The 19,226-nt window shown below is 36.9% G+C and carries 21 protein-coding genes and 1 pseudogene; 16 read left to right on the forward strand and 6 right to left on the reverse strand.

Features of this window, described 5'->3' with window-relative positions; genetic code table 11:
* Window positions 1-921, reverse strand: coding sequence for a putative selenate ABC transporter substrate-binding protein (locus ACTQ46_RS03885; RefSeq protein ID WP_441747583.1), 921 nt, complete (start codon window positions 919-921; stop codon window positions 1-3).
* A 158-nt stretch (window positions 922-1,079) separates the two neighbouring features.
* On the opposite strand from ACTQ46_RS03885, the gene ACTQ46_RS03890 reads away from it, so the two are divergent.
* From ACTQ46_RS03890 to ACTQ46_RS03915, 6 genes are read left to right on the forward strand one after another with little or no spacing between them, the layout of a single operon-like run.
* The gene (locus ACTQ46_RS03890; RefSeq protein ID WP_441747585.1) at window positions 1,080-1,766 is read left to right on the forward strand and encodes a TorD/DmsD family molecular chaperone; all 687 of its coding nucleotides are present in this window, start codon (window positions 1,080-1,082) and stop codon (window positions 1,764-1,766) included.
* Window positions 1,693-4,302 (forward strand): molybdopterin-dependent oxidoreductase, encoded by a 2,610-nt coding sequence (locus tag ACTQ46_RS03895; protein ID WP_441747587.1) that lies wholly within the window; start codon window positions 1,693-1,695, stop codon window positions 4,300-4,302. Before ACTQ46_RS03890 ends, ACTQ46_RS03895 begins: the two co-directional genes overlap by 74 nt.
* A gap of 8 nt (window positions 4,303-4,310) precedes the next feature.
* On the forward strand, window positions 4,311-4,934 hold the full coding sequence (locus ACTQ46_RS03900) for a 4Fe-4S dicluster domain-containing protein (protein WP_441747589.1): 624 nt from the start codon (window positions 4,311-4,313) through the stop codon (window positions 4,932-4,934).
* A gap of 11 nt (window positions 4,935-4,945) precedes the next feature.
* A complete protein-coding gene (locus tag ACTQ46_RS03905) occupies window positions 4,946-5,134 on the forward strand; it encodes a twin-arginine translocase TatA/TatE family subunit (protein ID WP_441747590.1) in 189 nt (62 codons plus the stop codon).
* A complete protein-coding gene (tatC, locus tag ACTQ46_RS03910; RefSeq protein ID WP_441747592.1) occupies window positions 5,118-5,876 on the forward strand; it encodes a twin-arginine translocase subunit TatC in 759 nt (252 codons plus the stop codon). Before ACTQ46_RS03905 ends, tatC begins: the two co-directional genes overlap by 17 nt.
* Window positions 5,873-6,739 carry a 4Fe-4S binding protein gene (locus ACTQ46_RS03915; RefSeq protein ID WP_441747594.1) on the forward strand — a complete coding sequence of 289 codons (867 nt, stop codon included), beginning with the start codon at window positions 5,873-5,875 and terminating at the stop codon, window positions 6,737-6,739. Before tatC ends, ACTQ46_RS03915 begins: the two co-directional genes overlap by 4 nt.
* A 113-nt stretch (window positions 6,740-6,852) precedes the next feature.
* On the opposite strand, the gene ACTQ46_RS03920 is transcribed toward ACTQ46_RS03915, so the two are convergent.
* Genes ACTQ46_RS03920 through ACTQ46_RS03930 form a run of 3 tightly spaced genes read right to left on the reverse strand, consistent with a single transcriptional unit; the run spans window position 6,853 to window position 9,265 of the window.
* Window positions 6,853-7,986, reverse strand: a complete 1,134-nt coding sequence (locus tag ACTQ46_RS03920) for a glycerate kinase (RefSeq protein WP_441747596.1) — start codon at window positions 7,984-7,986, stop codon at window positions 6,853-6,855.
* Window positions 7,987-8,003: 17 nt separating this feature from the next.
* Entirely contained in the window at window positions 8,004-8,876 is an 873-nt protein-coding gene (locus ACTQ46_RS03925) for a GntP family permease (protein WP_441747597.1), read from the reverse strand.
* A gap of 2 nt (window positions 8,877-8,878) precedes the next feature.
* A complete protein-coding gene (locus ACTQ46_RS03930) occupies window positions 8,879-9,265 on the reverse strand; it encodes a GntT/GntP/DsdX family permease (protein ID WP_441747598.1) in 387 nt (128 codons plus the stop codon).
* Between the two features lie 191 nt (window positions 9,266-9,456).
* Here ACTQ46_RS03930 and ACTQ46_RS03935 point away from each other — a divergent pair.
* The 10 genes and pseudogenes from ACTQ46_RS03935 to ACTQ46_RS03980 form a co-directional block, all read left to right on the forward strand.
* Window positions 9,457-10,169 (forward strand): annotated as a pseudogene (locus tag ACTQ46_RS03935) (sugar diacid recognition domain-containing protein); the annotation flags it as partial.
* A gap of 63 nt (window positions 10,170-10,232) precedes the next feature.
* Window positions 10,233-10,532 (forward strand): PucR family transcriptional regulator, encoded by a 300-nt coding sequence (locus ACTQ46_RS03940; protein ID WP_441747687.1) that lies wholly within the window; start codon window positions 10,233-10,235, stop codon window positions 10,530-10,532.
* 129 nt (window positions 10,533-10,661) lie between these two features.
* The gene (locus ACTQ46_RS03945) at window positions 10,662-10,901 is read left to right on the forward strand and encodes a hypothetical protein (protein ID WP_441747599.1); all 240 of its coding nucleotides are present in this window, start codon (window positions 10,662-10,664) and stop codon (window positions 10,899-10,901) included.
* 38 nt (window positions 10,902-10,939) lie between these two features.
* Window positions 10,940-11,122: a PspC domain-containing protein gene (locus ACTQ46_RS03950; RefSeq protein ID WP_441747600.1), complete on the forward strand. Its 183-nt coding sequence runs from the start codon at window positions 10,940-10,942 to the stop codon at window positions 11,120-11,122.
* 243 nt (window positions 11,123-11,365) lie between these two features.
* Window positions 11,366-12,793, forward strand: a complete 1,428-nt coding sequence (locus tag ACTQ46_RS03955; RefSeq protein WP_441747602.1) for a sodium:solute symporter family protein — start codon at window positions 11,366-11,368, stop codon at window positions 12,791-12,793.
* Window positions 12,794-13,234: 441 nt separating this feature from the next.
* Window positions 13,235-13,765, forward strand: coding sequence for an NUDIX hydrolase (locus ACTQ46_RS03960; protein WP_441747603.1), 531 nt, complete (start codon window positions 13,235-13,237; stop codon window positions 13,763-13,765).
* A 91-nt stretch (window positions 13,766-13,856) separates the two neighbouring features.
* A complete protein-coding gene (locus ACTQ46_RS03965; RefSeq protein WP_441747605.1) occupies window positions 13,857-14,972 on the forward strand; it encodes an ATP-NAD kinase family protein in 1,116 nt (371 codons plus the stop codon).
* 40 nt (window positions 14,973-15,012) lie between these two features.
* Window positions 15,013-15,939: a DUF4349 domain-containing protein gene (locus tag ACTQ46_RS03970; RefSeq protein ID WP_441747606.1), complete on the forward strand. Its 927-nt coding sequence runs from the start codon at window positions 15,013-15,015 to the stop codon at window positions 15,937-15,939.
* A gap of 59 nt (window positions 15,940-15,998) precedes the next feature.
* Window positions 15,999-16,658, forward strand: a complete 660-nt coding sequence (locus ACTQ46_RS03975; RefSeq protein WP_441747608.1) for a helix-turn-helix domain-containing protein — start codon at window positions 15,999-16,001, stop codon at window positions 16,656-16,658.
* Window positions 16,659-17,036: 378 nt separating this feature from the next.
* Window positions 17,037-17,387 carry a hypothetical protein gene (locus ACTQ46_RS03980; RefSeq protein WP_441747609.1) on the forward strand — a complete coding sequence of 117 codons (351 nt, stop codon included), beginning with the start codon at window positions 17,037-17,039 and terminating at the stop codon, window positions 17,385-17,387.
* A gap of 185 nt (window positions 17,388-17,572) precedes the next feature.
* Here the strand turns inward: ACTQ46_RS03980 and ACTQ46_RS03985 are convergent, their stop codons facing one another.
* Window positions 17,573-18,346 carry an ABC transporter ATP-binding protein gene (locus ACTQ46_RS03985; protein ID WP_441747610.1) on the reverse strand — a complete coding sequence of 258 codons (774 nt, stop codon included), beginning with the start codon at window positions 18,344-18,346 and terminating at the stop codon, window positions 17,573-17,575.
* Window positions 18,339-19,226 (reverse strand): ABC transporter permease, encoded by an 888-nt coding sequence (locus ACTQ46_RS03990; RefSeq protein ID WP_441747612.1) that lies wholly within the window; start codon window positions 19,224-19,226, stop codon window positions 18,339-18,341. The genes ACTQ46_RS03985 and ACTQ46_RS03990 overlap by 8 nt, the downstream gene beginning before the upstream one ends.

The following is a 19,226-nucleotide window of genomic DNA, read 5'->3' on the forward strand; positions in this document are numbered from 1 at the left end:
TTAATTAACCATTCCTAAGCTTCTTGCTACTTCTTCAATATTTTTATAATTGTCGTTATTCGTTTCTATAAATTTATCTGTTTGGAAGAAATTAAGAACAGCTTTCTCTTCTTCGCTGCCTTCAGGACTCATAGCGAAAAGAGCTTCTTTCAGCTTTTCTTTTGTACCTTCGCCGTAAATAGTATCTAAAAATTTATCTTTGTTTACAGTCCAGTTATAATCATAGTAGTCAGGTGTTGTATAGAACACTTCTACTTTGTCTAAATCTACATTTCCTTCTGCAACGGTCTTTTCCCATACAGAAATGTTTAAAGCCCCGGTTTCAAAAGCACCGGTTTCAACTAGTTTAATAGTAGTATCGTGATTGCCGGAATAATTCGGCTGGCCATTTAAATCTTTTTCAGGATCGATCCCAGCTTGTGTCATAAAATATCTTGGCATCAAAGAACCAGAGGTAGAACTTTCACTTCCGAAAGTAAAAGTATGTCCTTTTACATCTTCAATCCCTTCAAGACCCAAACCTTTTTGCTGAATAAATACAGACTTGAATTCTGCATCGCTGGGTCTTTGGGCTATCGCTTCTGCCCCTTCCACAGCAGAACGGGCTTGCACACCGGTTAAACCGCCAAACCATACCATCTGCATTTCGCCTCGTTCAAAAGCGGTAACTAAGGATGCATAGTCGTTTGAGGGGATGAATTTAACATTATGGCCAATTTTCTCGCTTAAGTATTTAGCCATCTGATCCATATTCGGGTTTAATTCCGAAGCATCCTGATCGGGAATCGCTCCGATATTAAAAGTCTGTGCAGATGTTGTAGTTGTTCCTTCTTCATTTTCTGCCCCTTTTTCATTGGAACTGCAGGCTCCTAAAACAAAGATCATCATCAAAGATAGTGCTAAGGTCAATATTTTTCTCATAGTATTCTCTCCTTTATGTTTTGTCCTATTAAATATATTGGAGATAAGTGGTGATGTCAATGTATAGAAAAATGCAACTTGCCATTGTTTTTTTAGCTGTGCTAGAATCAGTTTAAACATAAATAATTTTATGAATATTAGATAATCGAGGTGTTGTAATGAACGATTTTATAGAGCTTATGGAGCAGAGAAGAATTAGTTATCTTATATTAAGAGATTTATTTGCGAATAAGCCTACAAAAGAATATCTATCTGCTTTATTTGAACATTCTATCCTTGAATTATTACCTGAAGAGTCAAATCAAATACTTAAGATAGAAAAAGAAAAGTTGATAAGTATGCAAAGGTTGATTATCTCAGGCGAAAAAATAATAGAAGATAGTCCAGAGCTCCAATACTATTATCTCTTTGAAAACCCAGTACATTTAATTGCTCCATTATGGGAATCTAGTTATTTTCATCCGGAAGGATTGACATTTCAGGAACAGACGTTTGAAGTTCGTAAAAAGTATTTAAAATATCAATTTATAGCTAATGGATTTCCACAAGAACCTGATGATCATTTAGCTACTGAGTTAGATTTTATGGTGAAGTTGATTGGACTTTCTATTGACGAAAAGAAGAATAAAAATGAGATTATAGAAGATCAAATAGTTTTTTTAAAAGAGCATCTTTTGAATTGGGGGGGGCTTTTAGCTGAGAGGATTCATAGTTATAAAGAAGGCATTTGGTTTCACTCTGTAATTAATTATTTTATGAGATTTTTATTAGATGATTTTAATTATTTATCTAATATTAAAAGAAATGATACAACAAAGAAGAGGGGCTGTTTCAGTGAAGGTTAAACGACGTACATTTTTAGAGATAAGCGGGATTTTAGCAACTATAGGATTTTCTGGATGGGAATATATCTTAGGAAAAGTGGATAAAGCTCATGCAGCAGAATTAGCTGCAGAGAATGATAATTGGATACCTGCACCTTGTTGGGATAATTGTGGAGGTAGATGCTTCATCCAAGCGAATATACAAAACGGACAAGTAGTAAGAATTAAAACAGATGATACGCATCTTGATTCATATGACAATCCACAACAAAGAGCTTGCGTCAGAGGTTGGTCACAGCATATGAGAATATTTGGTCCAGATAGACTAAAATACCCAATGAAAAGATCCTCTTGGTCTCCTGAAAATCCTAATGGACATATGAGGGGCAAGGATACGTGGGAACGAATCACATGGGATGAGGCATTAAATTATGTAGCGGATGAAATGAAAAGGATAAAAAAAGAATATAGTAATGAAGCCTTTTACTTAATGGAAGGCGGAGATAGCGAAAAAACTAATTTACGCCGTTTATTTGCAGCATATGGAGGCTATACAGGAAAGTATGGAAGCCGTTCTAGAGGTTGTTGGCAAAAGGCTATGAAACCGATATTGGGAGTAAATCAAAAATCTCATATTCAAAATGATAGAATGGATCTGCTTAATGCTAAGCTTATTATTTTGTGGGGGAATAATCCTGCAGTTACGCAGACAGGTACTTCAGTACAAAATCTCATTAGAGCTAAAGAAAAAGGGATTCGATTTATTGTAGTTGATCCGATATATACGGAAACAGCAGCTATGCTTGCAGATCAGTATATACCAATCCGTCCAGCAACAGATACAACTATGCTATTAGCAATGGCATATGTGATGATTAAAGAAGATAGTAAGAATACTCCGATGATTGATTGGGATTTTCTTAATCGATGTACTGTTGGTTTTGATGCTGAACATATGCATGAAGGAGCTGATCCTAAAGAGAATTTTAAAGACTATGTATTAGGAACGTATGACGGTATTGCAAAGACTCCAGACTGGGCATCTGAGATATGTGGAACACCCGCAAAACTTATATATGAATTGGCAATTGAAGTTGGAAGAACAAAACCAACTACGATTTTATTTGGTTGGAATTCAGCACGTGTAGAAAAAGCACAACATATATGTTTGGCACAAGTTACTCTAGGGGCTATGACGGGAAATCATGGTATAGCGGGTGGAGCATTTACAGTTAGCAATCAAGAACCTTCTACTAATGGAGGACCAAATTTAGTAAAAGCAGGCAAGAAAGGTTATGAAGATATTGAAAATCCTGTTAAAACAATGCTTTGTACTAATGAACATTGGGAAGCAATTCTCTCGGGCCAATATACTGCAGGGCCCGATAAAAAAGAAGATATTGATATACATATGATCTATTCTTGTTTCTCAGGATGTCTGACTCAAACTAATAATATCAATAAAGGTATTGAGGCATATCGAAAAGTAGATACAGTAGTTTCGCATCAAATGTATATGGATACAACAGCAATGTTTTCAGATATTATTTTTCCCGTAACATTTCCATGGGAAAAAGAAGGAGCTGTTCTGACTGGAAATCGAGAAATGCTTATTTGGACAGGTAAAGTTATGGAGCCGCTTTATGAGACAAGAGATGACAATTGGATAGCAGCAGAGCTTGCAAAAAGACTTAATATCGATGAGAAGCTGGTTAATCCTTTACCTGAGAAACAGATTTTATTCAATATGGTAGCAGGGGCGTCCGTTATAAAAGAAAATGGAAATGGGTATGAGCCTCTAGTCAGCATTACAAAAAAGGATATAGAGATTTTAAAAGTTCAAGGAAATGAACAAAAAGGGCGGATTCCAATTTTGGAATTTAAAGAGAAAGGGATTTATCAAGTAGAACGGAAAGAAAATGATAATTATAGATATATACATAATGAGAAATTTAGAAAAGATCCGGAAAAATACCCATTAGATACTCGTTCTGGAAAAATTCAAATACATTGTCAAGAATTGTCAGATCTTGTTACTGCGGCTGGGTGGAACAAAGGGAATCCGATAGCTGTATATGATCCACCAAGGGCAGGATACGAAGCTACTTTTGCAGACTTTAAGAAAAAAATTAAAGGAAAATATCCGCTGCAAATATGTTGTATTCATGGTCGACGTTTTACTCACTCCAGCATGGGGAATGTACGTTGGCTAAAAGAGGCATTCCCTAATCATGTTTTAATAAATCCGATTGATGCAAAAAAAAGAAAAATAAAAGAGAGATCAGTAATCCGTATTTATAATTCCATAGGAAGTATCGTAAGAAGAGCAAAACTTAGTGAAAGAATTATGCCAGGAATAATAGTTATTTATGAAGGTCCTGCAGTGGAATTTAATAAAGATGGATACTGTATTGCAGGATCTCCAAATATTCTTACGGGAGATTATCCATCAGGACCAGATATTGAATCTTGGCAGGCTTGTATTGGGCAAGTAGAATTATATCCTGAATCAGGATTTAAAGATGATATTAATCAGCCAGAGCGAATATATTTTTAGGAGGTAAAATGAAATATTGTTTTTATTATGATATGAGACGTTGTAGTGGATGTAAGGTATGTCATATTGCCTGTCGGGACAAAAATAGAATGAATGCGCCTAATTTAAGTTTAAGAAAAGTAGAATCTATAGAGGGAGGTAGATTTCCTGATGTATGGAGCTACAATTTATCATATAGTTGCAATCACTGTGAAAAGGCACTTTGCATAGATAAGTGTCCAACAGGGGCAATGTATCGAGAGACAAAGTTTGGATCAGTGCAATGGAATAAAAATAAATGTATTTCTTGCCATAATTGTATAAGGGTTTGTCCTTATAATGCTGTCCACGCTGATAAAGATCGTATTGTGCAAAAATGTGATTTATGTATAGATTTGTTGGAAAAAGGTCAAAGTCCTGCATGTGTTAGTGCATGTTCGACTCGCTCTTTAAAATTTATGGAAAAAAACAAATTGGGTTCACTAAATAAAGATGCAGTACTTGAAGTGAAAAATTATCCGGGAAATAAAAAGTATAAACCTATTCTTTATATAAAGCCTATCAAAGAAGCAAAAGTAAAGAATGGAAATAAAAAAATAAAAAATGATAAAAATTTTAAGAAGAGATCAAATAATATAGAAAAGAACAAATAAAGGAGACTATTATGTTTGGAAAAATTGGTATGCAAGAGTTAGTCGTAATTGCTTTTATAGCGTTACTTATTTTTGGGCCCAAAAATCTTCCTGAGATTGGAAAAACGATAGGTAGAACCATCCGCAATGTTAAAAAAGAAGTTACTGATGGTATGGATGGAAAGCCCGAAAAAGAGGAAAACGTTGAAGATATTAAATAATTGGTGGGAAGGGAAGGAAGATACGGCAATAACTATACTAGAGCATATAAAAGAACTACGGACACGAATTATTATAGTGTTGACAGCATGGTTTTTCTTTTCTTTGATAATTTTTTATTATTGTGAGCCGATTTTTAATTCCTTGTTAGGTAAATTTATAAGTATACAATTTATTTACTTAACACCAGCAGCTTTATTTATAACATATATAAAACTATCAATGACTATTTCATTTGTTTTAATCAGTCCGCTATTATTATATCAAGTATGGGGATTTATAAATCCTGGGCTGTATCCAAAAGAAAAGCGGATATTTTTCTTTATGCTTATAATAGGGAGTCTGTTATTTTATATTGGATGTTTTTTTGCTTATAAAATAATTATTCCCTTTAGCATTGAATTTTTTGAAAGTTTTTCAGCAGAGCAAGTTCAAGCGCAGTATGAAATAGGACAGTATTTATCTTTTGTGATCAATACAATGTTAATATCTGGGATAGTATTTGAACTCCCTTTATTTATGTGTCTAGCAGCAGTTGTAGGAATTATAACTTCTTCAAAATTAAGTAAAAATAGAAAATATACTATTTTAACTATAGTTATTGTTTCGGCGGTATTAACTCCACCTGATGTTATCTCACAAATGTTAACAGCTTTACCCTTATGGGGGTTATTTGAATTAGGTTTATTAATGATGAGAGTAATTGAAAAAAGTAAAAAAGCAGTTAAGGGAGAAGATAAATGAGCCTATTTGATATATTAGAGCGAATAGATCATCGACCATATTGGAAGAAAGAGAAATGTCTGCGATATATTTCGAGTAAAAGTAGTTGTAGTAAATGCAAAGATGTCTGCTATAAAGACTATATTTCTTGGGAAAATAGTCTAATAAATATCGCGAACAACTGTGACGGCTGCGGTGCATGTAGCGAGCATTGTCCTACTAAGGCTCTTCATTCAGTTGAACGCGAATTTTACATAATAGCTCAAACACTCTATATAAGTTTTGATAAAAAATTTAGATTTAAGGCAAATTCAATATATTTTAGTAATGAATATTATTTCAGCATGGATGCGATTAGTCGATTTTACTTACAAGGGATTCGAAAGATAGTAGTTATTGGAAATAACAGGAATGAGTACGTGAAGAAAATGGTGGATAATGTTAATACTTATTTAAATAAAAAACTAATGGAAAATATTGGATGTGAGTTTTGGTCAATAGAATTTTGGGATAATGAAAAACAGAATTTACCTAGTTTTAAAGATAAGGTGTGTTCAAGAAGGGAAGCATTTTTAATTTGTGAGAATGAGATGAAGTCATTTTTTAGAAGAGTTTTAGGATATCAATGTACAAAAGATAATACGTTTTTAAAATTGTTGAAAACAATTAATTTTTTTCCCAATAAAAACATGGGTATTTACACTGTGGTTTTAGATTCATATAAATGTGTGGGATGCCAAGCGTGTGTGAAGATTTGTCCCCAAAATGCAAGATATAAAAAACAAAATAAAGTAGAACAGAATTTTGAGAATTGTGTTGGATGCGGACTATGCATAGAAATCTGTCCAGAACAAAGTTTATCTTATGAAGAGAAAAAGTTTTGAAACTGTATAGATGAAGATAGTATCGAAAAATTCACTTAATAATATGTTGAATAAAATAATTATTGTAGAAAAAAGATTATAAAAAGAGGCTTGTCTGAGTAGAAAGCCTCTTTTTATAATCTTATTTTCATAACTTTTGCAATATTTGCAGCAGTGTTTTTTAAATTAACAGGTCCCTTTTCTAAGGCAGCTTGAAGGCTTGAAAATTCTGGAATAATACTGAAGGCTGCGGTGATACCTTCCTTGAATATTTCCTCATATCCTTTACTAAGAGAGCCTGCTATCGCTATAACAGGTACATTGTGTTTTTTAGCAACACGTGAAACGGCAACAGGGGTCTTTCCGAAGATGGTTTGATGATTGATTCCTCCTTCCCCTGTGATAACAAGATCGGCGCCTGAAATTTTTTCTTCTAGATCTAAAATATCGACTAGAAGATTTCCGCCTCTCTCAAGTTTTCCGTCGAGAAATGCAACAAGCCCCGCTCCCAATCCGCCTGCAGCTCCGGCTCCGGGAAGGAATTCTACATCTTTTTTAAGCTGTTTTTTTATTAATGAGGCATAATGAGATAAGTTTTGATCTAAGAGTTCCAGTTGTTCTGGGGTCCCGCCTTTTTGAGGTCCATAAATAAAAGAGGCTCCATTTGGGCCGGTAAGGGGATTGTCTACATCGCAGGCAACTCTTATTTTTATTTCTTTAAGCCGAGGATTCATATTAGAAATATCAATTTTTCTTAGTCTTCCTAATCCCTCTCCGTTGGGAGAAATCGGGGAGTTATTCTCGTCTAAAAGTTTTCCGCCAAGACGTTGAATTATACCAGCTCCGCCGTCGTTGGTAGCACTTCCGCCGATGCCTAATAAAATTTCCGAAACTCCTTCATTTATAGCATCTTCTATCAGTTCTCCAAATCCTATTGTTGTTGTAATAAGAGGATTGCGATCTTGAGGTAAAACTTTTTCAAGGCCTGAAGCTGCGGCCATTTCAATAACAGCAAGTTTTTTGTCTCCAGAGATTCCGTAAAAAGCATCTACTGAAGAAAGAAGAGGACCGGTGACGGACAGTTTTTTTAGAGTTCCGCCGGTAGCGTCAATAATAGACTGGACAGTACCTTCGCCACCATCGGCCATGGGGACTTTTATATAATCTGCTGTTGGATAAATGGTTTTAAAACCTTCTTCTATAGCGCAGGCTGCTTCTAAAGCAGACATACTTTCTTTAAAGGAATCTGGTGCAATTACAATTTTCATTAAATTCTCCTTATATTTTAGCCTAAAATTCCAAACAAGATCACTGAAACGATAGTTATCGTTAAACCGATCATGGATTCGTAGGGAATAAGTTTTAAACGGTCCTTAAAATTCATAAGCACGCTTCCGCCGGTTGCGTGAAAGAAACTTCCATGGGGAAGATGGTCAAGGACAGTCGCTCCTGCATGGATCATAGCGGCTCCTGCTAAAGCGCTGATTCCAGACTCCAATAGGGGAGCGCTAAAAACAGAACTTGCCACAATAGAACCGGAGGTAGTAGAAGCAGTAGCTGCAGACATTACGATACCTGAAATAGGGGCGAGGAGATAGACGGGAAGTCCTAAACTTGTAATCCCTTCTATTAATACAGCTCCTAGAGTAGAATTTGTAATAATTCCTGCGATGGTTCCTGTACCAATAAGCAAAATAGCTACAGAAGACATTTTACTTAATCCGAAGTTAGCTTGGTGGAGAAGGTCTTTATATTTTCCCATGGTGATAGATCCTATAATCCCGCCAACAGGCAAGGCGATGATCGGATCTATCACGATACCAGCAGCAGGACGAAGAGAGAGAAGAAGGACTGCTATAATAGGTCCGGACAAAGCCTTTATGAAAGTAGGAAGATCTTTATCCACTTCTGTTTTTTCTAGTTCTTCTTCTTTTATAAAAGCTCCTTTTTGAGAAAGACGCTTTGCAAAAAAATAAGTAATAAAGAGGGCTGCAATTCCCGGAAGAACACCTGCAAGCATTACAGAAGTAAGGGGGCTTTGAAAAGCTTCTGAGACAGCGATGGTATTTGGATTCGGCGACATCACATTCCCCGCTTTACCGCCTCCGATCATAGCCAAAAGAATGGCAGTTTTGCTGATGTTGGCATTTTTAGCCACGATTAATGCAATAGGGGCAACGGTAATAACGGCGATGTCGATAAAAATCCTACCGCTGTTAAAAGCATGGCAGCTAAGGCTAATGCAAAGAGAGCTCTAGTCTCTCCTAGTGTATGAATAATTGTTCTTGCGATAGATTCAGCAGCGCCAGATTCGATAAGAACTCCGGCTAAAACTCCTGCGGCGAGGATTCGGAGTATTGCTGTCATCATTCCTTGAGCACCGCCAATCATAAGCTCCACAGTCTGAACTAAAGTAGCCCCTCCGATCAAGCCTCCTGCCAGTGCTCCAATCAGTAAGCTATAGATGGGTGGTGTTTTTTTAAAGATTAGAATAGTGGAAATGATTAATCCGATTACGGCTCCTAAAGCCGATACTTCTACTTGCATTTTAAAATCTCCTTTTATTGTATTTTGTACTTTAATAATATATTTTTTGGAATACGTTTTCTATAATTTAGAGGACAAGAAAAAAATATTGTTTCTGTTACACAGAACAATTATACTGAATTCATTCAAATCAATAAGGAGGCGGACTCATGGAAATTTCACAAGTTCTTGCTCAGGAGATTGTTACCCAGATGAAGAAGATATTATCCCAAGAAATCAATTTCATGAATAGCAAGGCGATTATTATCGCCAGTACGGATCCAACAAGAATCGGGTATTTTCATGGAGGGCTGATATTGTACTGCGTAACAAAGAACCGTTGATTATACGAGAGGATGATGAATACACGGGAAGCAGAAAAGGGATCAATATGCCGATTGCTTTGGAAAAAGAAGTTATTGGAGTGATTGGAATTACTGGAGAACAAGAAAAAATTGAAAAATACGGCGAAATTATAAAAAAGATGACTCAGATTTTAATTAAAGAAGATTTTTTGAAAGAAATCAGTATAAAGAGGAGAGAAAGATTTCAATATATTATCTGGAATATATTGAATTATGAAGCAAGAAAAATGAAGGGAGATACTTCTTTTGTCCTAAATTATAATTATCATCTTCCCCATAGAACGGTGGTAGGAAAAAACTTTCAACCGATAGATTTTCAGAATGAAGAAATTTATCAGCTGATCGAAAATAAGATTAGGAATCACAAGTCTTATATGTATTATATAAGAGATCAGAAACTCTTTTTATTCACAAGAGAAGTGCGAAGAGATGCTCTTGAAAAAGATTTAAAATGTCTTTCAAGGAGTTTAAATAAAGTCTACGGTTATTCCTTCTGTTTCGGAGCAGGCCCTGTAAGCTATTCAATTAGTGAAGCTTCGAAAGGGTTTCAATATGCCTTGGAAGCATTAGACTGGAATGTGAGAAAGAAAATAAATGATGTTTTGTTTTTTGAAGAAATGGATATGGGACTTCTCTTGACAGGATTAGAAAGAGAGAGAAAGAAATTAATAGAAGAGCGGATCGCAAAAAAGATACCGGAAGGAGAATTTCAGGAATTAAAAGAAATTTTATTTGCTTATGGGGATTTTAACAAAAGTATTAGCAAAAGTTCTGAGAAACTATTTATACATAAAAATACGTTTCAGTATAAATTAAATAAGATATATGAATATACTGGGTATGATCCGAAAGTCCTAAATGACTATATTCTTTTATATGTCAGTTTCTTAATAAGAGATGTCTATAGAGAGAAGGAAGAATAAAGTTGCCATTTCTAAGGAAAAGAACTTGTTTTTTAATGAGGCGAGTTCTTTTTTTATTATAAGAAGAATTGAAAAAAAGCAGAATAAGTTCTATAATGGATTAAGAACATACGTTCTAGGAGGGGTATTATGAAAGTACGCTTAAATGAAATCGAGGTTATCGCATGGCATAAGGAAAATAAGGAGGTTGTGCCGATTCAGTTTCGGATGGATTATAAGGAGACCGTAAAGGTGGAGCAGATTATAGACATCAAAAAAGAGAAGAAGGCGGGGATAGATGCTTTCGTTTACGAATGCCAAACAGGGGGCAGGCGTTATACTTTAAAGTTTTTCCCTTCAAGAAGCCAGTGGATCTTATATAAGATGTAAGAAGTGGGTATATAATAAAAAAAGAAAGGAGAGTTATTATGAGACGAAGATTAACCCGATCCCATTATGATTATAAGATTGCCGGTGTTTGCGGCGGATTAGCGGAGTATTTCAATATCGACTCTACTATTGTAAGAATATTATTTGTTCTATTTGCATTAACTCCGATAAACGGTGTCTTGGTTTATTTGTTGGCATGGTTATTGATTCCGGAAGAATAAGTTTACAGGCGGCTGTTATGAATAAAAAGAGAATAAGAAAAGAAAAGGGTCTTCTGTGAATAGGAGATCCTATTCTATTTTAGGAAAATATTTATTCTTACAAAGTCTTAACAAAAGAATATTCACTGGGGCAAAAAGAGCAAACCTTTTCAAAAAAGTGTGAAATTCATTTGAAATGGAAAAATTATATGCTATTCTAAGACTGTAGAGGAGACTCTGCAAAATAAAAAAGGAGGATTATTTATGGACAGCAATGTTAGTTTATTACCTATTATTATTGTTATTATTTATCTTATCGGCATGCTGGCTATTGGATTTTTTACAAATAAATACGCGATAAAATCCAGTACAGATTATATGCTGGCAGGAAGATCCGTCGGAGTGGTTATGATAGCAGCTTCTCTTTCAGCGAACAACGTAGGAGGAGGCTCTACAACAGGTCTTGCAGCACGGGCATTCTCCGGGTGGGGAATGAGTGCATCCTGGTATGTATTGGCAGCGGCGATTGCCATGATACCGTTGGCTTATTTTGCTCCTAGAATTCGTAAAACGATGGCGATTACGATTCCGGAAGTCGTTCACAGAAGATTTGGAAATGCGGCAGGAACATTTACGGCCGTTCTAAACGTATTATCTTTATTCTTATTGACTTCTTCTCAGATTTTGGCCTCAGGGTCGGTACTATCCGTTCTTGTAGGGATTCCTCTTAATCTTGCGATTGTGATAGCAGCGATTGTAACGGGAGTCTATACAGTTATGGGAGGAATGCTGGCAGACCAGATCTCAGACTTGATTCAGTTCTTTATTATTTTTGCCGGACTTGCAGTAAGTATGTTCTTTATATTACGAGGTGTCGGCGGATGGGGAACTATCGTAGAAATGCTTCCGCCGGTAGAGCTTGATTTCTTTAAAGTCGGATGGGTTACGATTATAGGACTTATTTTCAACTATTTCTGTACCTTCCTTTCCGGACCGGAAATGGTCAGCCGTTTCTCTTCTGCAGAAGATGAGAAGACAGCACAAAAAGCAGCGATTCTTTCTGCTATCTTTATGGCTATGATTGCATTCCTTCCTACTATTATAGGACTTATAGCATTAGCGGAAAATCCAGGTCTTGACGGCGGAGCAGGAACATCAGCTCTTATGTATACCGTACAGAACTATGCACCGACTTGGGTATCTGGAGTATTGGCAGCATCTATCGTAGCAGCAACAATGTCCAGTGCCGATTCCAACCTTCTAAGCGCATCCTCTATAATGATGAACGATATTTATCTTCGCTATTTTAATCCTGACTTAGAGGATCGAAAAGTAATTTATTATGCAAGGGGAATGAATGTTATTATTCTAATAGTCAGTTCTCTAATTGCAATGCTTAATATCAGTATTGTAACGCTGAACCTATTTGCCTTTGCCCTTCGTTCTGCAGGACCGATCGGAGCATACGGTTTGGGAATGGTAGTAGAAGATGCAACGAAAAATGCAGGGATTTCTTCTATCGTAGTAGGCTCTATCGCTGTTGTAGTATGGCAGCTGATGGGAGAGCCTTTCGGAATACTTGCGATTGTCTTCGGCAGTTTCTGGTCTGCTGTTACCTTTATGCTGGTAACAAAAATCGAAAGGGGACGAGGAGTACCTCCAGCACCATCTGCATTTAGAGAAGACAGATAGAGAAGTGATAGTTTGCAGCTTGTAGGAAATAGGGAAGGAAGAAACGAGTAACATGTTTCTTCTGGAGTATTTAACAGGGAAGCTTTGAGCTTTGTACTTATAAATTCTTGAAATAGTTGCAGTAGAAAAAAGAGCTGGAAATTCTGATTTTCAGCAGCTCTTTCTGAGGTCTTTAAATAGGCTGGGAACAAAGAACAAAGGATACAATACAAGCTCCTGTTTTAAAAGGGTATGTCTTAAAGGCATATCCTTTTTTAATAGGAAGATATACTGGGTATCTATAATAAATAAGACAAAAGAGAAAGGAGGGATATTATGAATATTACAGCCATTATTGTAGGAATACTTCTTGTATTTATATTAGTAGTGATATTTGCAGCTTTAATGAATAAAAACGGGTCGAATAAATTTTAAAGATATAACAGGATAAAGGGAAAAGAAATGGAAATATGGGATATATTAGATAAAAAGGGCGAAAAATCAGGAAGGACTATTCCAAGAGATGCCGCTATGAAACAGAAAGGACTGAAGGCGGGAGAGTATCATCTTTCTGTAGAAGTCTTCATTGTAAATTCGAAAGGAGAAATGCTCTTTACGAAAAGATCTCCAGAAAAAAGCACCTTCCCCGGGTATTGGGAGACTACGGCAGGATCGGCTATTGCCGGAGAAGAGAGTCTGGAAGCGATGAGTAGAGAAATCTCCGAGGAAATCGGAATAAAGGTAGAAAGAGAAGAGCTTCTTTTCCAAAGACGGGTAGTGGAAGAAGTACGCCATCAGCTGATGGATCTTTATTTTTTGAAAAAAGAAATTGCATTAGAGGAGATTATTTTTCAAAAAGGAGAAACCTGCGATGCAAAATGGGTTCCGATAGACTGGAAGATTTTAGATGATGAAAGCATCATCTCTAGAATGAGAGAACGAATGCGCTTTGTCTGGTTTAATCTGTTGGGATTCACAGAAAATAAAGGATGAAGGGGAAAGTTGTAACAAAAGTTACAGAAAAGATATCGATTGCAAGATATGGTAATTATATATAAAATTTTTTAGGAGATAGGGGAGACATATGAAAAAGATCGGATTAATTATCAATCCTATAGCAGGGATTGGCGGGAAAGTTGGGCTAAAGGGAAGCGATGGAGAAGAAACTTTAAAGAAAGCTTTAGAACTAGGTGCAGTTCCAGAGTCGGAGAATAAAGTAGGAATTGCTTTTGAGAAACTTCTAGACGTGAAAGATCAGTTTAAAGTCTATACCCTCCCAGGAAAAATGGGCGGAAACTTAATGGAAAAGATGGGTTTCGACTATGAAGTATTAGGTGAAGAAAAAGAAAAGACCAAGCCGGAAGATACCATCGCAGGAGCAAAGCTTATACATGAAGAAGGGGTCGATCTTTTAGTTTTCGCAGGGGGAGACGGAACGGCCCGCAATATTATGGATGCTGTAAAGGAAGATCAGCTTGTTATCGGAATTCCAGCAGGGGTTAAGATCCACTCTGCCGTATTCGCCTTAAATCCTTCTACAGCGGGACAGCTTTTGCTTAATTACATTAAAGGGGAGTCTTATACAGAAAAAATCAGCGAAGTTATGGATATCAACGAAGAACTTTTTAGAGAAAACAGAGTCGATGCGAAGCTCTACGGCTATTTAAATGTACTAAATGCAGGCAATATGGTTCAGACTTTAAAAAGCGGAAAAATTCTCGACGATGAAGAAGATTTTATTAATATCGCCGATCAGCTGATCGAAGACTATGAAGAGGACACCCTCTATATTTTCGGAACAGGCTCTACTGTGTTTAAAGTGATGGCGAATATGGAGATGGAAGGAACTCTTTTAGGGGTGGATCTTGTTTATAACAAAGAAGTCATCGCAAAAGATGTGACAGAGAAAGAAATACTGGAAGCCTTAGACAAATATGAAAACGCTAAAATCGTTGTCACAATTATCGGCGGACAAGGCTATGTTTTCGGACGAGGAAACCAGCAGTTAAGTGCGAAGGTTCTAGAAAAGGTCGGAAAAAAGAATATTATTATTATCGCAACAAAACAGAAAATGATGGAACTGTTCTTCCAAGGGCTGTTATTAGATACAGGGGATCAAAGGGTGAACGAACTACTTACAGGCTATTATGAAATCATAGTAGGATATCTAGAAGTACAGATGGCGAAAGTACAAGGATAGAGCAAAGACAGTTTTTAACAGAGTGTCTAAGGAGACAGTTATGAAAAAGCTTAAATTTGGAGTATTGATCCTAGCTATGCTGCTGCTAGCCGCCTGTCAAGGAGCACAGCAGACAGATGGAGTAAAGAGCCCTGCACCTCAAGAAAATACAAAGATCAGTGAGGAAACACCAGAAAATACAGAAATCCAAAGAGATCCGGATCGTAAAACGATAGATACAATACAACTATCTATGACTGTAGAAAGTGTAGAGGATACAGAGGAGAAACTTTTAAAGCTGACTGAGGAGCATAATGGAATCCTTGAATCCAGCCAAAAACTTCAGCAGGGGAATTCTTATGAAAATGGGAACTACAGGATAAAGATACCTCGGGATCAAAATGATTCTTTTTATAACGCATTAAAACCTTTTGGAAAGATCACATCCGAAACGAAGGGCAGCGACGACGTTACAGTTCCTCATCAAAATACGGAAATCCGAATGAATAGTCTAAAAGCTCAGCATGAAAGGCTTTTGGAACTTTTAGATCAGGCAGAATCTATGGAAGACATTATCGCCTTAGAAAGCAGGATCAGCGAAAACATAACCCAGCAGGAAGAACTGCAGGCTCGGCTGGATGATTTAAACAGCCAAATCGATTATGTAAGCTATACCTTAAACCTTCGAGAACATATAAGGGAAGCCCCTGAAGTAGAAGGCGGATTTTTCAGCAAAGTAATCCTTGCCCTTCAAAGCACAGGAGTCTGGTTTATAAATGTGCTGCAGTTCTTGGTGATAGCATTGATTTATCTGCTTCCTTATATTTTAGTAGGACTTGTCATTGCGTACCTATATCGAAGATATCGCAAAAAATATCCAAAGACCTATACGGAACATAAGGGAACCTCCTTTGGAAAATGGAAGAAAAAGGATTCTTTAGATACTGAGAAAGAAAAACAGGATCCTCCTGAAGACAAAAAATTGTAAAGAAAATGTATCTTTTTAGAAGAGGTTTTGCCTTATAATAGTAGGGAGGGAGTGATAGCATGAGTTTTTCTGAAAATTTAAGAAATATAAGAGAAGAAAGAAATATAAGTACTACGGAACTTGCCAAAGCCATCGGCAAGACCCAGACTGTTATAGAATTTTATGAAAGCGAAGAATATTCTTTAGAATATCCAGATAGAGATACCTTGGAAGCTTTGGCAAAAGCTTTAGGAGTTACGGTAGAAGATTTAATCGAAGGGAAATATATTTCTCCAGACCGCCAGTTTCTGTCCTTGGTGTCAGATCAGACCATTCGAGGATTAATGGACTGGTATAATCTAGAAGAAACGATTATGCCGGAAAAAGAGAAAGGCAACGTGCTGTCTGATTATTACGATCAGGCAAAAGTGGATGTGCTGGTAGCGGTGATCGCTTCTTTGAAAAACCGCCCAGATACCTATAATTTAGACAAATGCTATATATCAAAAGTAGGAGATTATGATTTTCTGCTGCTTCCCGAAGGAGAGTATCTAATCTCCGGAAATCTTGAAAAGCTGGCAGGACTGGATAAAGAATCCATCGAAAACCAGATGCTGGTTCTAGACGGCGGACTCTACCGAGAAGAGTTAAAACTCCTCTTCGATAATATCGTTAATGTAAAAGATTTTCATAAGGAAGTTTTGATGAGCGATGTTATGAAGGATTTAAGAGGGCTGTAGAACCATAAAAAAAAGTGTGTAGTGTGATAGAGGGAAGAGTGGAGTTATCGTTGAAAAACGAAAACGGCATTCATTTTTCTTCATAGGATAGGGACAGAATTATCTTTACGATATTTTAATAAAACACTGATGAAATGTATTAATATCAAGTATGGAAAAATCTTTCCATAGAATAGGAAACTATAGCGATACTATCCATTAAGTCGTTTTAAGTAAAACTATTATCCCTCTTGATCCTGCCGCAGATGAAACTGTTTATATTGAATATATCTTACAAAAAGGGGAAGGGTGCTTCCCTTTTTTTTGTGGGTAGCTATATAGATATAAAAGATATAATGAAAGAAATCGATGCAGCTTAGTAAGGGAAGGGAGAAGAGGATGTGGAGAGATCTGGATTTTAAATTAAAATTTGGGTTTATGAATGTTTTTATAATGCTGCTTTGTACCGGGGTACTTTGTTTTTTGTATAATTTGTTTTTGCAGATGCTCTATACGGAGGTTTTTTCTAGGACGGCGATAGTGGGAGTTATTGTATCGGCAGCAGTTTCGAATATTCACGAATATAAGTCTAAGAAAAGGGGTTATCTTGTTGCCCTTGGCGCTTTATTGTATGCCAGCCTTCTGTTTAGCATTTACTTAACAGAAACAAAACTTACGTTTTTAACTCATTTTCTAACAACTTTTAGCAATGGACTGTTTATGATTCCTATCCTAAGCAGTTTTTCTTAGAGCTATCTTAATAGATATCAAGCATAAAAAAACTGCAGCATTTCGCTGCAGCTTTTTTGATTTTCACAATGTAGCTAAGTCTTATTTCTTTTTGTTTCTAGGTCGCGGAGCGATCCAGCCTGACAACCGAAGGTGGTCGCCTGGCCTCCGCTAGGAGTGCCGCCTAGGTTGCGAAGCAATCCTGCCTAGTTCCCGTATTCTATAGAGATCTCGTAGAATTTGTTTAACAGATGGTCTACTTCGATTTGTTCTTTTTCTTCATTTTTAATATCCATAATCGCCTCGCCTTCATGCATCATTACGAGACGGTTTCCGTAGCGTATGGCATGGCGGAGATTGTGGGTGACCATAATGGCGGTTAAGCCTTTTTCTTTTACGATTTTTTCCGTCAGATCCATAATAACAGCAGCTGTTTTCGGATCGAGAGCTGCTGTATGTTCGTCGAGGATCAGATAGTCTACATCCGTCATGGTGCTCATAAGAAGGGAGATGGCTTGTCTTTGTCCTCCGGAAAGTCTTCCGACAGGAGTCTCCAGCTGATCTTCTAGATGAAGTCCTAGGGGGATCAGCAGGGATTTATAATAATCTATCCTGTCTTTATTGACAGCTCTTGTCAGATTCCAAGATTTTCCTTTGTTTTCTGCCATAGACAGGTTTTCTAAAAGGGTCATGGAAGGGCTGGTTCCAACAGAAGGATCTTGGAAGACTCTTCCGATATTTTCGTAGCGTTTGTATTCGGCAAGCTTCTCGATGGGATTTCCGTCTAAGAGAATTGTTCCCCCTTCGATGGGAATGCTTCCGCAGATAATATTCAAAAGGGAAGTTTTTCCAGAGCCGTTTGATCCTACGATGGAGACAAATTCTCCTTTTTCTACTTGGAAATTAAAATCCTGAAAGAGGATTTTTTCATTTATGGTGTTTTCATTATAGACTTTGCGAATGTTTTTTAACTCAAGCATTTCGCACCTTCTTTCCAAATGGGCTTTCTTGGCTGAAGACTAATACGGCTAAGAATAATACAGCTGTGATCAGCTTCATGGATTGTGCAGACAAACCGATGGCGATGGCAGCAGCCACGATAGCGTTGTAAATGACGGATCCGAATAAAACTTTAGTAGTAGGTTTTAGGAAACCAAATTTTTGGAATAGTTTCATGCCGATAATAACACTGGCAAGTCCGATAACCATACTTCCTGTTCCCATGGAGATTTCGAAAAATCTTTGATGCTGCATAAGGATTCCGCCGGCTAAGGCAACAAGGCCGTTTGCGATAGCAAGACCTATGATTTTTAAAGCTCCAGGGTTTTTGGCCATGGTTTTTACAAGGATTTCGTTGTCTCCGCTGGCTTTTAAAAGATAGCCTGATTTTGTCATAAGATAGCCGTCTAATAAAAATTTCATTAGAAAGGCAAAGAATATAATGACGATAATCTTCGTAAAGGGAGCGAAACTTTCAGGAAGGAAGGTTCTAGTAAAGTTGTTGTTGAAAATCGTATCATTAGCAAAAATCGGTACATTTGCCTGTCCTGCTATCCATAAATTTATAGTATAAAGTCCTGTCATTACGATAATTCCGGACAAGAGGTTTCGAACTCCTAGTTTTACATGGATGAGACCGGTGATCGTTCCGGCGAGTACTCCTGCTAAAAAAGCGGCAGCCAGAGCGAGAAGAGGGTTCATTCCTTTTGCAATCAAAGCGACAGCAACGGAAGCTCCTAAAGGGAAGCTTCCGTCTACAGTCAAATCCGGAAAATTAAGAATGGTGTACGTGATATAGAGACCTAGAGCAAGGATCCCGTAGATGAGACCCTGTTCTAGAATTCCTAATAATATTGTCAT

Origin of the sequence: Gallicola sp. Sow4_E12, assembly GCF_052116305.1 — a bacterium.
Lineage (GTDB): Bacteria > Bacillota > Clostridia > Tissierellales > Peptoniphilaceae > JBQKLI01.